This window comes from Microbacterium kribbense (assembly GCF_039537285.1).
GTDB classification, from domain to species: domain Bacteria; phylum Actinomycetota; class Actinomycetes; order Actinomycetales; family Microbacteriaceae; genus Microbacterium; species Microbacterium kribbense.
This window is the reverse complement of the sequence record NZ_BAABAF010000009.1, coordinates 180,111-194,893: the sequence shown is the minus strand read 5'-3', so window position 1 is coordinate 194,893 and position 14,783 is coordinate 180,111. Positions and strand designations below refer to the sequence as shown.

The 14,783-nt window shown below is 71.1% G+C and carries 12 protein-coding genes and 1 pseudogene; 9 read left to right on the top strand and 4 right to left on the bottom strand.

Annotation, left to right across the window (positions count from 1 at the left end):
- Positions 1-12 precede the first annotated feature (12 nt).
- From ABD705_RS13960 to ABD705_RS13950, 3 genes are all read left to right on the top strand, one after another.
- Positions 13-1,659, top strand: coding sequence for an amidohydrolase (locus ABD705_RS13960; RefSeq protein ID WP_344784619.1), 1,647 nt, complete (start codon positions 13-15; stop codon positions 1,657-1,659).
- Between the two features lie 123 nt (positions 1,660-1,782).
- Positions 1,783-3,222 (top strand): NAD(P)/FAD-dependent oxidoreductase, encoded by a 1,440-nt coding sequence (locus tag ABD705_RS13955; protein WP_344784617.1) that lies wholly within the window; start codon positions 1,783-1,785, stop codon positions 3,220-3,222.
- Positions 3,223-3,227: 5 nt separating this feature from the next.
- The gene (locus ABD705_RS13950; protein WP_344784731.1) at positions 3,228-3,569 is read left to right on the top strand and encodes a cupin domain-containing protein; all 342 of its coding nucleotides are present in this window, start codon (positions 3,228-3,230) and stop codon (positions 3,567-3,569) included.
- Positions 3,570-3,818: 249 nt separating this feature from the next.
- Here the strand turns inward: ABD705_RS13950 and ABD705_RS13945 are convergent.
- The 3 genes and pseudogenes from ABD705_RS13945 to ABD705_RS13935 form a co-directional block, all read right to left on the bottom strand.
- Positions 3,819-4,127 (bottom strand): annotated as a pseudogene (locus tag ABD705_RS13945) (amidase family protein); the annotation flags it as partial.
- 119 nt (positions 4,128-4,246) lie between these two features.
- Positions 4,247-4,636, bottom strand: coding sequence for a hypothetical protein (locus tag ABD705_RS13940; protein WP_344784615.1), 390 nt, complete (start codon positions 4,634-4,636; stop codon positions 4,247-4,249).
- 87 nt (positions 4,637-4,723) lie between these two features.
- The gene (locus ABD705_RS13935; protein ID WP_344784613.1) at positions 4,724-6,358 is read right to left on the bottom strand and encodes a PucR family transcriptional regulator; all 1,635 of its coding nucleotides are present in this window, start codon (positions 6,356-6,358) and stop codon (positions 4,724-4,726) included.
- A gap of 211 nt (positions 6,359-6,569) precedes the next feature.
- Here ABD705_RS13935 and ABD705_RS13930 point away from each other — a divergent pair, with 211 nt between their 5' ends.
- From ABD705_RS13930 to ABD705_RS13920, 3 genes are read left to right on the top strand one after another with little or no spacing between them, the layout of a single operon-like run.
- A complete protein-coding gene (locus ABD705_RS13930; RefSeq protein WP_344784611.1) occupies positions 6,570-8,120 on the top strand; it encodes a CoA-acylating methylmalonate-semialdehyde dehydrogenase in 1,551 nt (516 codons plus the stop codon).
- Between the two features lie 8 nt (positions 8,121-8,128).
- Positions 8,129-9,487 carry an aspartate aminotransferase family protein gene (locus ABD705_RS13925; RefSeq protein ID WP_344784609.1) on the top strand — a complete coding sequence of 453 codons (1,359 nt, stop codon included), beginning with the start codon at positions 8,129-8,131 and terminating at the stop codon, positions 9,485-9,487.
- A 16-nt stretch (positions 9,488-9,503) separates the two neighbouring features.
- Positions 9,504-10,928: an aminobutyraldehyde dehydrogenase gene (locus tag ABD705_RS13920; protein ID WP_344784607.1), complete on the top strand. Its 1,425-nt coding sequence runs from the start codon at positions 9,504-9,506 to the stop codon at positions 10,926-10,928.
- 350 nt (positions 10,929-11,278) lie between these two features.
- Here ABD705_RS13920 and ABD705_RS13915 read toward each other — a convergent pair whose 3' ends face one another.
- Entirely contained in the window at positions 11,279-11,485 is a 207-nt protein-coding gene (locus ABD705_RS13915) for a hypothetical protein (protein WP_344784605.1), read from the bottom strand.
- A 440-nt stretch (positions 11,486-11,925) separates the two neighbouring features.
- Between ABD705_RS13915 and ABD705_RS13910 the strand changes: the two genes are divergently transcribed.
- From ABD705_RS13910 to ABD705_RS13900, 3 genes are all read left to right on the top strand, one after another.
- Entirely contained in the window at positions 11,926-12,315 is a 390-nt protein-coding gene (locus ABD705_RS13910; RefSeq protein ID WP_344784603.1) for an SPW repeat protein, read from the top strand.
- A 108-nt stretch (positions 12,316-12,423) separates the two neighbouring features.
- Positions 12,424-13,038, top strand: a complete 615-nt coding sequence (locus ABD705_RS13905) for a TetR/AcrR family transcriptional regulator (RefSeq protein ID WP_344784601.1) — start codon at positions 12,424-12,426, stop codon at positions 13,036-13,038.
- Positions 13,035-14,783, top strand: a complete 1,749-nt coding sequence (locus ABD705_RS13900) for an MFS transporter (RefSeq protein ID WP_344784599.1) — start codon at positions 13,035-13,037, stop codon at positions 14,781-14,783. Before ABD705_RS13905 ends, ABD705_RS13900 begins: the two co-directional genes overlap by 4 nt.

Genomic DNA, 14,783 nt, shown 5'->3' with positions numbered 1-14,783 from the left:
GAAGGAGTCATCATGGCCCACGCCGACCTCGTCTTCACGGGCGGGCCGGTGTTCACCGCGAACACCGTCCGCTCCCGCGCGAGCGCGGTGGCCGTCACCGGCGGGCGGATCGTCGCGGTCGGGCACGACCTCGACGACCTCATCGGCCCCGGCACCGAGGTCGTCGACCTGCAGGGACGGATGCTGGTGCCCGGCTTCCAGGATGCGCACGTGCACGCCCTGTGGGGCGGGCTCGACCGGCTGCGCTGCGACCTGTCGCCGTACTCGACCCAGCGGGAGTACCTGGACGCGATCGGCGCCTACGCGGCGGCACGACCGCGCGACGAGTGGGTGCTCGGCGGCGGCTGGGCGATGTCGGCGTTCCCCGGCGGCACACCCACGGCATCCGCCCTCGACGCCGTCGTCCCGGACCGCCCGGCCTTCCTGCCCAACCGCGACGGACACGGCGCCTGGGTGAACTCCGCCGCGCTGCGGCTGGCGGGCATCGAGCGCGGCACGCCCGACCCCGCCGACGGGCGGATCGAACGCGACGCCGACGGCGCTCCGACCGGCACGCTGCACGAGGGCGCGATGACCCTCGTCAACCGGCTGCTGCCGGCCGAATCGCCCGAGCGCCTCGTCGAGGCGCTGCTGGAGGGGCAGCGCTACCTGCACTCGTTCGGCGTCACGGCGTGGCAGGACGCGATCATCGGATCATACGGGGATGCCGGTGACCCTGGCCCCGCCTACGTCACCGCCGCGGCGGACGGGCGCCTGACCGCCCAGGTCGTCGGCGCGATCTGGTGGGATCGCACCGCAGGGCTCGAGCAGATCCCGTCGATCCTCGAGCGCCGCGAGCGCTATCGCGCCGGTCGGTTCGCGGCGACCAGCGTCAAAGTGATGCAGGACGGCGTCGCCGAGAACTTCACGGCGTCGATGCTCGAGCCGTACGGCGATGGGCACGGGCATCCGACCGACAACTCCGGCATCTCGTTCGTCGACCCCGAGACGCTGAATGCGGCGGTCCCGGAGCTGGATGCGCTGGGGTTCCAGGTGCACTTCCACGCGATCGGCGACCGCGCCGTGCGGCAGTGCCTGGATGCCGTCGCGCACGCGATCGAGCGCAACGGGCGCGGCGACAACCGGCACCACATCGCGCACCTGCAGGTCGTGCACCCCGAGGACGTGCCGCGGTTCCGCCAGCTGGGCGTGACGGCCAACATGCAGTCGCTGTGGGCGAGCCTCGAGCCGCAGATGGTCGAGCTGACGCTGCCTTTCCTCGGCGAGCCGCGCGCGGGCTGGCAGTACCCGTTCGGCGACCTGCTGCGCTCGGGCGCCGTGCTGGCGGCGGGCAGCGACTGGTCGGTGTCGAGCCCGAACCCGCTGGCCGCGATCCACACGGCCGTGAACCGCACGGCGGCGCCCGGGTTCGAAGAGGGCGAGTACGACGCGTTCCTGCCCGAGCAGGCGATCGACCTCGCCGCGTCGCTGACGGCGTACACCGCCGGGTCGGCATGGGTGAACCACCTGGACCGGTCGACCGGCACGATCGAGGTCGGCAAGTACGCCGACCTCGCGCTGCTGGACCGCGACCCGTTCGCCGGCCCGGCCGATCAGATCGGCGCGACCGAAGTGCTGCAGACGTTCGTCGAAGGCGAGCGCGTGTTCGCCGCGGAGTAGGCCTCCCACCCCCACCCGACACTCCGTCCGGCAGTGCGCCGAGATCGCGACACGACGCCCGTGCGACCACGCACCCCACCCGCGAAGATGGAGACAACCCGCCCCCGATCGGAGCTGATACCCGTGGGAACCACCGTCTTCGAACGGAACCGCCCCGCCGCATCCGTCGTCGCGCATGCGCTCGACGATACGAAGCACGCGGTCTTCTGGCGCGACGACCTGCCGGCTGCGCTGACCCCCGCCCGCCCGGCGCTGACCGCCGCCCTCGAGGCGGACCTCGTCGTCGTCGGCGGCGGCTACACCGGGCTGTGGACGGCGCTGCTGGCGACCGAGCGGATGCCGGGGGCCCGCATCGTGGTCGTCGAGGCGCAACGGGTGGGGTGGGCCGCTTCGGGCCGCAACGGCGGGTTCTGCGAGGCGAGCCTGACCCACGGCCGCGAGAACGGGCTGTCGCGCTGGCCGGCCGAGATGCCGACGCTCGAGCGGCTCGGGATGGCGAACCTCGACGAGATCGAGGCCGCCGAGGCCCGCTACGGGATGGATTTCGAGTTCGAGCGCACGGGCGAGCTCTCCCCCGCGACCGAACCGCACCAGGTGGCGTGGCTGCAGGACGCCGCCGCCGGGGCCGCCGCCGATGCCGACGCCGTGTACCTCGACCAGGATGCGGTGCGCGCCGAGGTCGCCTCGCCCACGTACCTGGCGGGCCTGTGGTCCCGACGCGATTGCGGCATGCTGCATCCCGCGCGCCTGGCCGCCGAGCTCGCGCGGGTGCTCGAAGAGCGCGGCGTCGAGATCTTCGAGCAGTCGCGCGTGCACGACCTGCAGACGCCGGACGGCGCAGGGACGGTGGTCGTCACCGCCGGCGGCCGAGTGCGCGCGACGCAGGCGGTGCTGGCCACGAACGTCTTCCCGTCGCTGCTCAAGCGCAACCGGCTCATGACCGTGCCGGTCTACGACTACGTCCTGATGACCGAGCCGCTCAGCCCCGAGGAGCGGGCCGCGATCGGATGGCGGGGCCGGCAGGGCATCGGCGACATGGCCAACCAGTTCCACTACTACCGGTTGACCCGGGACGACCGGATCCTGTTCGGCGGCTATGACGCGCTCTACCACTACGGCCGCAAGGTGCGCAGCGAGTACGAGAACCGCCCCGAGACGTGGGCGAAGCTGGCGAGCCATTTCTTCACGACCTTCCCGCAGCTGGAGGGCGTGCGCTTCAGTCACGGCTGGGCGGGCGCGATCGACACCAGCACCCGGTTCGCGGCGTTCTACGGAACCGCCCGGAACCGTCGCGTCGCCTATGCGGCCGGGTTCACGGGGCTGGGCGTGGGCTCGACGCGCTTCGCCGCCGAGGTGATGCTGGATCTGCTGGATGGTGCGAGCACGGAGCGCACGCAGCTGGAGATGGTGCGCAAGAGGCCGTTGCCGTTCCCGCCCGAACCGGCTGCTGCGATCGGCATCCACGCGACCCGCTGGTCATTGAATCGCGCCGATCACCACCAGGGCAGGCGCAATCTGCTGCTGAAGACCCTGGACGGCCTCGGACTGGGGTTCGACTCGTGACCGGCATGGCCGCCGGGGCCGCCGTGGTCGCCGCATCCCTCGTCGTGCCGGACGAGGTGGTGCCCGCCGACCGGGTGCGCGCCGGCGCGCCGCGGACCGGATACGTCGAGCTCGATCGGGCCGACGGCCGCACGATCGGGGTCTGGGAGCACACGCCCGGCGTCTCGACGGACGTCGAGGCCGACGAGGTGTTCGTCGTGGTCGCCGGAGCTGGGCTCCTCGAGTTCACCGAGCCCGACCTGCCGCCGGTCGAGCTGCGCCCGGGCGTCATCGTGCGCCTGACGGACGGGATGCACACGGTCTGGACCGTGCGCGAGACCCTCCGCAAGGTCTACATCGCGCCCTGACCCGCCGCGACGCGTCTCACAGGCAGGCTCGATTGCGCGCTACCACGGCGCGAAGCCCCGATCGGCCCGATCCCGCCTGCTTCTGCGACGCGCGCCCGGGCGCCCCGCCCTCGCCCGCCCCACGACTGAGCACTCACTCACTTGCCGCAACTGGTCGGAATCATCGCGGCAACTCCCACCACTTGTGGCAAGTCAGCGCGAGGTGGGGTCGGCGTGGGATGGGGCGAGCGCGGGATGCGACCGGCGCGGTCAGAGTCGCGAGGTGCGAGGCGGCTCGGTGCGACGACGGCCCGTGGCCTCGAAGGCCGCGGCGAGCGCCAGCAGTGCGGTGTCGTCGTAGGCGCGGCCGGCCAAGGTCAGACCGACCGGCATCCCGGTGTCGGCCATCGTTCCCATCGGCACCGTGACGGTCGGGATGCCCAGGTGCCGGATCGCGAGGTTGCCGTTGGCGACCCACACGCCGTTGCGCCAGCCGAGCGCGGCGGATGCTTCGGCCACGTCTATGTCGGCGGGCGCGACATCGGCCATCGCGGGGAAGACGACGGCGTCCGGGCTCAGCGCGCACGCCCTGGCCCGAGGCACCGATGCCGCGGACTTCGTGCACCGGCTCGCACAGGCGAGCGAGGTGCTCGTCGGCGCGGATGCCGGAGCCGTCAGCGCGCAGGTGCCGGCGGAGCCTACCCCACGGGGATGAAGAACGCCATCAGCGCGACGACGACGGCGATGGCCAGCGACAGCAGCCCGATCAGCACCGCCGTGCGCTGATCCTTCCGGCGGAACTCCGCCTCATGCACCGATTCCTGCGTGCCGCGGGCGCCGAAGTTGTAGAGCCCGCGGCTGCCGAAGTTGACGCAGAAGTGGAACGCGCCCTGCAGGAACCCCGAGGCCCCGAGCATCGCCGGCAGCACGACCAGAAGGCGCCACGGCGCCGACCAACCCAGCGCGAAGGCGACGGCGAGGTAGAGCACCGAGACGACGAGGCCGATGCAGCCGCCCTGCCGACGCCGGCGGATCTCGGCCGGCCCGATGTTGCACACGCCTGGCTGGTACACGGCTTCCTGGGGCATGTCCTCATTGTGCGCCCTGGTGCGCCGCCACCGGGCGTGTCGATTCGGTCGCTGCGCTCCCGCGCTCCAGAAACGGGATGACCCCATTCAGCGACCCAGCGGCGCGCTGCGGCGCACCAGCAGCGCGAGGTGCAGTGCCGTCTGGGTCTCGCCGTCGTCGAGGTCCATCGCCAGCAGCTGCTCGATGAGCGCGATGCGCTGGTAGAACACCGACCGGGAGAGGTGGGATGCCGCGGCGGCGGCGGTGCGGTTGGCCGGATGTGCGAGCACGGCGGCCAGCACGTCGAGCAGGTCGCCACCGCGGCGCAGGTCGTGTTCGATCAGCGGCGCGAGCATCCGCTCGCCGTGCTCGAGCAGGCGGTGGTCCGCGCGCAGGTTCGTGACCAGGCGCACGAGCGGCCGGTCGTCGGCACGGCGCAGCTGCGGAGTGCGGCGGCCGCGCGGGCCGGTGCGGGAGAGGTCGATGGCCTCCTGCAGCGAGGTCAGCGCCTCGTCGAGTCCGGTCGCGGCCGAGCCGACCGACACGACGGCGCCATCACCGGCCGCAGCGAGGGCGAACTCCGCCACCGCGGCATCCGAGAAGGCCTCGTCGGGCGGGAGGGACAGCAGCAGCGTCGCGGCGCTCGCCCCGCCCAGCCCCGACCCGTCGCCGACCCGGCCGATGATGACCCGCCCGCCGATCCCGCGGGCCGCCGCGTCTGCCTGCTCGGCAGCGACCTCGACACCCGAGAGAACCATGCCGAACAGCCGACGCCCCGCCACCGGCAAGCCGGCCGCGCCCAGGCGGGCAGACGCCCCTGCGACGCTCGCGAATCGCCCCGCCAGGAGACGGTCGAGCAGGCGGCGGCGGGCCTGCCGTTCCCATTCGTCCACCGGGCCGTCGGCCAGCCGCCCGAGGGCGAGGGCGATCGCCCCCTGCTGCAGAACGCCCGCCCGTCCCGCCGCATGCTCCGGTCCGGGCAGCGCGACGAGGTGGCCCCAGCGGGTGCCTCGCGCCTCGACCGGCACCACGAGCCAGCCCGCTTCGCCCCCGGCGGGCCCGCTCTGATGTGCGGACCGCGATCGGCGCTCCCAGTCGGCGAACACCTCCGCTTCGCGGGCAGGTGGAACCTCGGCCGCGACGACCTCGTGCGCCATGTTCTCCAGCACCACGGGGGCCGCGAGGGTGAACGCCAGCTGCTGGACGACATAGTCGGCGGGCGACCCGCGCAGCGTGAGCGCGGTGAAGCGTTCGCGGACCTCGTCGCGCGCGCGCAGCGCCGCCGTCTGCCGGTCGATGATGAGCCGGTGCACGACCTCGGTGACGGCGACGTACCTGACCTCGTGGTGCAGCACGACCAGGACCAGCCCGTGCGCGCGGGCGGAGTCGACGATCACGGCCGGCGTCCAGCGATAGTGCGTGCCCAGCTCCAGAACCAGACCTGCGACGCCGACCTCGATGAGACCGGCGATGAACGCGCGCAGTGCGTCGGGGTCCTGCGGCCAGCCCGATCCCGTCGACAGCAGCAGCTCACCGCCGTTGAGCAGCCGCGCGACGCCGGCGCTGTCCGAGGCGTGCACCCATCGCACCGGGTTGTCGAGGGCGGCGGCACCGCTGAGCACTTCGGGCAGCCCCGCGGCGACGACCTCCAGGTGCAGCACCTCACCGACCGTGGGCAGTTCGGGCACCGAGACGCGGGCGGGGCCGCCGCCGGCTTCGCGCGCAGCGTCGTGCATCGACATCTCTCCCCCATCTCCGGGTCTATGCAGGGATGCCTCAGCATAGCCCGGACAGTGCGTCCGAATCGATCACCAGTTCGCGACGAATGTGCTCTTCGGCACCGGCCGGAGCCCTGCAAAACTGGGGATGCACCTCGGATGGAGCCTCGGTCGATCTGTCCGATCAGCGCGTTCCCAAGAGCATCGCACTCCGCACACCCGCGAAAGGACGTCCATGACCATCGTCCAGCAGGCCGCCGACGATCAGGCGAAAAGAGAGCTCCCCGTCATCGAGCACTGGATCGACGGCGCCCGGCGCGCGTCGGCGAGCGGGCACACCGCGCCGGTGTTCAACCCGGCGACCGGCCGAGCCACGGCCGAGGTGGCATTGGCGGACGCGGCCGACGTCGCGGCGGCGGTCGCCTCCGCCGAGCGCGGCTTCGGCGTGTGGAGCGGCTATTCGATCGCGAAGCGGCAGACGGTGCTGTTCGCGTTCCGTGAGCTGCTGAACGCCCGCCGCCACGAACTGGCCGAGATCATCACGGCCGAGCACGGCAAGGTGCTCTCGGACGCGGCGGGTGAGATCGCCCGCGGGCTCGAGGTCGTGGAGCTCGCCTGCGGCTTCCCGTCGCTTGTGAAGGGCGGGTTCAGCGAGAACGCCTCGACCGACATCGACGTGTACACGCTGAAGCAGCCGCTCGGGGTGACCGCGATCATCTCGCCTTTCAACTTCCCGGCGATGGTGCCGCTGTGGTTCTTCCCGGTCGCGCTGGCCGCCGGCAACGCCGTGATCCTCAAGCCCAGCGAGAAGGATCCGTCGGCGGCGCTGTGGCTGGCGGCGCTGTGGCAGCAGGCGGGCCTGCCCGACGGCGCGTTCACCGTGCTGCAGGGCGACAAGGTCGCCGTCGACGGCCTGCTGGGCGCGGATGCCGTCCAGTCGGTCTCGTTCGTCGGGTCGACGCCGATCGCCCAGTACATCTACGAAGAGGCATCCCGCGCCGGCAAGCGGGTGCAGGCGCTGGGCGGGGCGAAGAACCACATGCTCGTGCTGCCCGACGCCGACCTCGACCTCGTTGCCGACCAGGCCGTCAACGCCGGGTACGGCGCGGCGGGCGAGCGCTGCATGGCCGTGTCGGTCGTGCTGGCCGTCGGCGATGTGGCCGACCGGCTGTCGGCCAGGATCCAGGAGCGCATCCGGGCGCTGCGGGTCGGCAACGGCGCGGATGCCGCCGAACCCGACATGGGCCCGCTGATCTCGGCCTCACACCGCGACAAGGTGCACGGCTACGTGGACATCGCCGAGCAGGACGGCGCCGAGATCGTCGTGGACGGGCGCGGGTTCACGGTGGACGGGCACGAGGACGGCTTCTGGTTCGGTCCGACTCTGATCGACCGCATCCCGACGTCCTCCCGCGCCTATGCGGAGGAGATCTTCGGTCCGGTGCTGTCGATCGTGCGCATCGACACGTTCCAGGAGGGCCTGGACCTGATCAACTCCGGCCGGTTCGGCAACGGCACCGCGATCTTCACGAACGACGGCGGCGCCGCGCGCCGGTTCCAGTCCGAGGTGCAGGTCGGCATGATCGGCATCAACGTGCCGATTCCGGTGCCGGTCGCCTACCACTCCTTCGGCGGCTGGAAGAGCTCGCTGTTCGGCGACGCGAAGGCCTACGGCGCCCACGGCTTCGACTTCTTCACGCGTGAGAAGGCCGTCACCGCGCGCTGGATCGACCCCGCCCGCGATGACCATCGCGGCATCAACCTCGGATTCCCGCAGAACGATTGAGACCCACCATGACCGACACCCTCACCGCAGACCTGTCCGCCGACGCCGCCGTCCGCGCCGACGACCGCGGGCATGTGTTCCACTCGTGGAGCGCGCAGGCCCTCATCGACCCGCTGCCGGTGGCCGGCGGCGCCGGATCCACGTTCTGGGACTACGCCGGCAACAGCTACCTCGACTTCGCCAGCCAGCTCGTGAACCTCAACCTCGGGCACCAGCATCCGGACCTGGTCGCGGCCATCCAACGCCAGGCCGGCCGGCTCGCGACGATCCAGCCGTCGATGGCCAACGATGTGCGCGGCGAACTGGCCCGGCGCATCTGCGAGGTCGCACCGGACGGGTTCGAGAAGGTGTTCTTCACCAACGGCGGCGCCGACGCGAACGAGAACGCGGTGCGGATGGCCCGCCAGTTCACCGGGCGCCGCAAGGTGCTGGCGATGTACCGCAGCTATCACGGCAACACCGCCACCGCGATCGCGCTGACCGGCGACCCGAGGCGCTGGGCCAATGAGCCCGCCGACGGGTCGGTGGCGCACTTCTTCGGCCCGTACCCGTACCGGTCGCCGTTCCACGCCGTCTCGCCCGAGGAGGAGACCGCCCGGGGCCTGGAGCACCTCGAGCAGACCATCGTGCTCGAGGGCGCGTCCACGATCGCCGCGGTGATCATCGAGACCATCGTGGGCACGAACGGCGTGCTGGTGCCGCCGCCCGGGTATCTGGCGGGGGTGCGCGAGCTGTGCGACCGCTACGGCATCGTCTACATCGCCGACGAGGTGATGGTCGGCTTCGGCCGCATCGGCGAATGGTTCGCGTTCCAGGCGTTCGACGTCGTGCCCGACCTGATCACGTTCGCGAAGGGCGTCAACTCGGGGTACGTGCCGCTGGGCGGGGTCGTGATCTCCGACCGGATCGCGGCGCATTTCGACACCGTGCCGTTCCCGGGCGGACTGACCTACTCGGGACATCCCCTGGCGTGCGCCGCCGGCGTCGCGACGTTCGAGGTGTTCGAGCGGGACGGCATCCTCGAGCGCGTGCGCGACCTGGGCACGCGTGTCGTCGGACCGCGGCTGCGCGAGATCGCGCGGCGCCATCCGTCGGTGGGCGACGCCCGCGGCATCGGCCTGTTCTGGGCGATCGAGCTGGTGCGCGACAAGCACACCCGCGAGCCGCTGGTGCCGTTCAACGCCTCGGGGGCGGATGCCGCACCCATGGCCGCGGTCGCGGCGGCGTGCAAGAAGGCCGGCCTCTGGCCGTTCACGCACTTCAACCGACTGCACATCGCCCCGCCGCTGGTCATCGACGAGGACGACCTGGTGCGGGGCCTGGACATCATCGACAACGCGCTGCACGCCGCCGACGAGCACGTGTGATCGGGAGGAGCGAGCCATGACGACCGTCCTGCACAACCTCATCGACGGCCGGGCCGCGGCATCCGACGGCGAGCTGCTGGACCTCGTCGACCCGGCGACCGAGGCGGTCTACGGGCGCGCGCCGATCTCGACGGCGGCCGACGTGGATGCGGCGTGCGCCGCGGCATCCCGCGCCTTTCCGGCCTGGCACGATGCGACGCCCGCGCAGCGGCAGCTGGCGCTGTTCCGGCTCGCCGACGCGCTGGCCGCGCACGCCGACGAGTTCGCCGACCTCGAGTCGCGTGACACCGGAAAGCCCCGCGCGAGCCTGGTCGCCGACGAGATCGAGCAGTCGATCGACCAGCTGCGCTTCTTCGCCGGCGCCGCCCGAGAGCTCAACGGCCGCGCCGCCGCCGAGTACGCAGCCGGTTTCACGTCGTACGTGCGCCGCGAGCCGATCGGCGTGGTCGCGCAGGTCACGCCGTGGAACTATCCGCTGAACATGGCGATCTGGAAGATCGCCCCGGCGCTGGCGGCGGGCAACACCGTCGTGCTCAAGCCCAGCGAGACGACGCCGTCCACGACCGTGCGGCTGGCCGAGCTCGCGGCCGAGATCCTGCCGGCGGGTGTGTTCAACGTGGTGCTCGGCGACCGCACCACCGGCGCGCTGTTGATCGAGCACCTGGTTCCCGCACTGGTGGCGATCACGGGCTCGGTTCGCGCCGGCATGGCGGTCGCCGCCTCGGCCGCCGGCCGGCTCAAGCGCGTGCATCTCGAGCTGGGCGGCAAGGCTCCGGCTGTCGTGTTCGCCGACGCGGACCTGGCGCGGGCGGCCGCCGGCATCGCCGAGGCCGCCTATTTCAACGCCGGGCAGGACTGCACCGCCGCGACCCGCGTGATCGTCCACGCGTCGGTGCACGACGACTTCGTCCGCACCCTGGTGTCGTATGTGCAGGAGAACATCCGTGCCGGCGCCCCGGACGCGGGCGCGTTCTTCGGCCCCGTCAACAACCCGGCGCAGCTGGATCGGGTCACCGGGTTCATCGACCGGCTGCCCGCACACGCCCGCATCGAGACCGGCGGGCGCCGGCAGGGCGACACCGGCTTCTTCTTCGAGCCGACGGTGGTCACCGGGGTCCGCCAGGACGACGAGATCGTGCAGTCCGAGGTGTTCGGGCCCGTGCTCACGGTGCAGCCGTTCGAGACCGAGGCCGACGCCGTCGCTCTCGCCAACGGCGTGCCGTACGCGCTCGCGGCCTCTACCTGGACGACCGACCACGCGACGGCCATGCGGATGAGCCGGGCGCTGGACTTCGGCTGCGTGTGGATCAACGCGCACATCCCGTTCGTGTCGGACATGCCGCACGGCGGGTTCAAGCAGTCCGGATACGGCAAGGACCTCTCGATCTACGGCTTCGAGGACTACACCCGCCTCAAGCACGTGATGTCGAGTCTGGAGTAGCGGCCGGTCACGCGGCACGACACGTTCGAAAAACACATTGAACCTTCCGTTCACACAGGTCTGCTGAGGCCGCACGCCGCCTGCCGGTCGCCTGCGTGAGCCACGAGGTTCACTACGGATCCGAGGCCCCTGTACCTCGCGCACGGTCCTCGCGTACCGTCTCGCACTGCAGATTCAGTCGTCACAGATTCAGTCGTCACAAATGACCACTCCGCCGATCAAAAACCCGTCATACGTGACGACCGAACTGAACGAGTGTGTGGCGTCGCGGTAAGTGCCGGCCGGTCGTCTCGCTGCGCTCGCTCAGCGACCTGTGCGGGTCGATGGCCGCGGCCCGGCAGTCCGATAACTCAGGGGCCAGAGATGCGGCCGGCCAGCTTCACGATGGGCCGGCCGTCGCGCGACCGCATGGCCTCGTGCCGGTCAGCCAGGTGGGCGGCATAGATCGCGGTCACGGCCAGCCACCGCAGCGGCTCGACCCCCAGCGGCGCACCGCGTGCCCGACCCAGGGCAGCGTCACGAGGTCCGGTCGCACTGATGACTGCATCCGTGAGCATCGGCGGTGCGCTCGGCCTGCCGCCGGCCGTCGGCGTCGCACAGTTCGCGAGCCGGCGGGTGCTGTTCTGGGTGGTGGCGGTGATGCGGCCGCGTGACCCGCCGATGCGGCGCGAGGACCACTCTGGTGGTCGGGTCGGTGATCATCGCACTCGTGCGGTCGTTCGGCACCACGGCGTCGCTCATCGTCGAGGGCGACCAGCTCCCCGAGGAGGAGAGCGTCAGGGATGTCGACACCGCACTGGACTATATGTTCGCGAATTCGCCGCACCGGGTGTGGAGAACGCCGCGGCGCTCGGCCAGACGCAACGCCCGAATGCACGCCCCGTCGGTCCGCAGCATCCGATCGTGCACGATCTTGACCGACCGGTCAATCAACGGTGTAACATGTGGAGCGACCCCCGGTTCGGGAGCCATCTGACAAATGAGGAGGATGAGTTCAATGACACGGTGGACACGCTGGCAAGACTGGGTGGCCGTTGCCGCTGGTCTCTATGCAGCATTGGCAAGCATCTGGACGACGCCGCGCACGGGCGCGTCGATGTCCCTGATGATCGTGTTCGGGGTTCTGTTGATCATCGCCGGCCTGTGGAGTCTGTACGCACCGGGATCGATGTCGATGGAATGGATCGTCGCGGTACTGGGCGCACTGCTGTTCATCTCGCCATGGATCGGCGTATACGCCGGCAACATGGCACCGGCCTGGACGTCCTGGATCTGCGGTGGCGTCGGCGTGGTCACCGGCCTGTGGGCCCTTGCCCCCGCCGAGAAGGCGCACCAGGGCCACGAGGGGCACCAGCGGCACGGCGGACCTCGCGCCGCGCACGCCTGACCCGCGCCGGCCGCGCAGCGGTGGCAGAGTGACGTGTGAGCGTCGCCGAGCCACCGTCTGCGCGGCCGCCATCACGTCGGCACATGCCGGCACCACCGGGAGATCACGATGACCGATCCAGAAGACCCCGCAGGAGCACGCACCCGGATCTTGGATGCCGCCACCACGCTCTTCGCCGCCCATGGCTTCGACGGCACCTCGACAGCGCGCATCGCGCGCGTCGCAAGCGTGCCCAAGGGGCTGCTGTTCTACTACTTCCCCACCAAGTCCGACATTCTCTCCGCGCTGCTGGCCGAAGGTCTGGGGGTGCCCGCGATCGACCCGACGTCGCTGTCGGTGCCCGGTGATCCGGTGCGGGCGCTGATCAACGTCGGCGAGCGCATCCTGCGCAACCACGCGGCATCCGGTGTGCTGCGCGAGATCATCTGGCACGAATCGCACACCCGGCCCGAGGTCGGCGCCGCATTGACCCGATACCGGCAGGCGCTGCACGCCACGATCGAGCAGGTGCTGTCGGCGAGCCTGACCGCGCACGTCGGCAGCGCGGCGCTGCGGGCCGCCGCCGCCGCGTGGGGCGCGACCATCACCGCCCGCCCGCTGGACAGCGGCCGACCCGACGCCCCGCCCGGCGGCTATCTGCTGCACAGCGCCGAGAGCCTGCGTTCGATCGCAGAACTGCTGTGCGCCGGCCTGGTCGCCCCCCACATCAGCACCCTGTCATGACACGGACCTCGCCGGCCCCGCGCCGCGTGCGCCGCGCTCAGGCACACGCCGCCTTCGTACCCGGCCCGCGCTATCGCTGGGTCGTGCTGTCGAACACGACACTGGGCGTGCTGATGGCATCCATCAACTCGTCCATCCTGCTGATCGCCCTGCCCGACATCTTCCGCGGCATCGGCATCAACCCGCTCGAGCCGGGCAACACCAGCTTCATGCTGTGGCTGATCATGGGCTACATGGTCGTCACGGCCGTGCTCGTGGTCAGCTTTGGACGGCTGGGCGACATGTTCGGCCGCGTCAAGATGTACAACGCGGGCTTCGCGGTGTTCACGATCTTCTCGATCCTGCTGTCGGTGACCTGGATGCAGGGCGTGCCGGGCGCGATGTGGCTCATCATCATGCGCATCATGCAGGGCGTCGGCGGCGCGATGCTGTTCGCCACCTCGAACGCGATCATCACCGACGCGTTCCCGGTCAACCAGCGCGGCCTGGGCCTGGGGCTGAACCAGGTCGCCGGCATCGCCGGCTCGTTCATCGGCCTGATCATCGGCGGACTGCTGGGCCCGATCGACTGGCGGCTGGTGTTCCTGGTCTCGGTGCCGGTCGGCGCCTTCGGCACGGTGTGGGCCTACCTGAAGCTGCACGACACCGGCATCCGGCGTCCCGCCCGGATGGACTGGTGGGGCAACCTGACCTTCGCGATCGGGCTGATCGCGGTGCTGATCGGCATCACCTACGGCATCCAGCCCTACGGCGCCGCCGTGATGGGGTGGCTGAACCCGGCAGTGCTGGCCGCGCTGATCGGCGGCAGTGTCGTGCTGCTGATCTTCGCCGTCATCGAGACGCGCGTGGCCGAGCCGATGTTCAATCTGGCGCTGTTCCGCATCCGCGCGTTCACGGCCGGCAACATGGCCTCGCTGCTGAGCGCGCTGGGCCGTGGCGGCCTGATGTTCATCCTGATCATCTGGCTGCAGGGCATCTGGCTGCCCCAGCACGGCTACAGCTTCGCCGCGACACCGCTGTGGGCCGGCATCTACATGCTGCCGCTGACGGTGGGCTTCTTGGTGGCCGGCCCCGTCTCGGGCTGGCTCAGCGACCGTTTCGGCGCACGCGCCTTCGCGACGGGCGGGATGCTGGTGGCGGCCGGCAGCTTCTTCTGGCTGCTCGCGCTGCCGGTGGACTTCAGCTATCTGCCGTTCGCGGCCGCCCTGTTCATCAACGGCATCGGGATGGGAGTGTTCGCCGCCCCGAACCGGGCCGGCATCATGAACAGCCTGCCCGCCGCCCAGCGCGGCGTCGGCGCCGGCATGAGCACGGTGTTCCAGAACTCGGCGATGGTGCTGTCGATCGGCATCTTCTTCTCGCTGATGATCGCCGGGCTGGCCAGCGCCCTGCCGGCGACGCTGTCGGCAGGGCTGATGGCGCAAGGGGTCCCGGCGGCAGCGGCGGCGAAGGTGGCGGCGCTGCCGCCGGTCAGCGTGCTGTTCGCCTCGCTGCTGGGCTACAACCCCGTCCAGACGCTGCTGGGCCCCGGCATCCTGAGCCAGCTGCCCGCCGCGAACGCGCATTACCTGACCGGCCAGGCCTTCTTCCCGTCGCTGATCTCGGGGCCGTTCTCGGACGGTCTGGTCGTCGCGTTCGGCTTCGCGATCGTCGCGTGCGTGGTCGCGGCCATCGCCTCCGCACTGCGCGGCGGCAAGTTCGTCTATGTGGATGCTGTGAACTCGGAGCCCTCCGGAATGAAATAG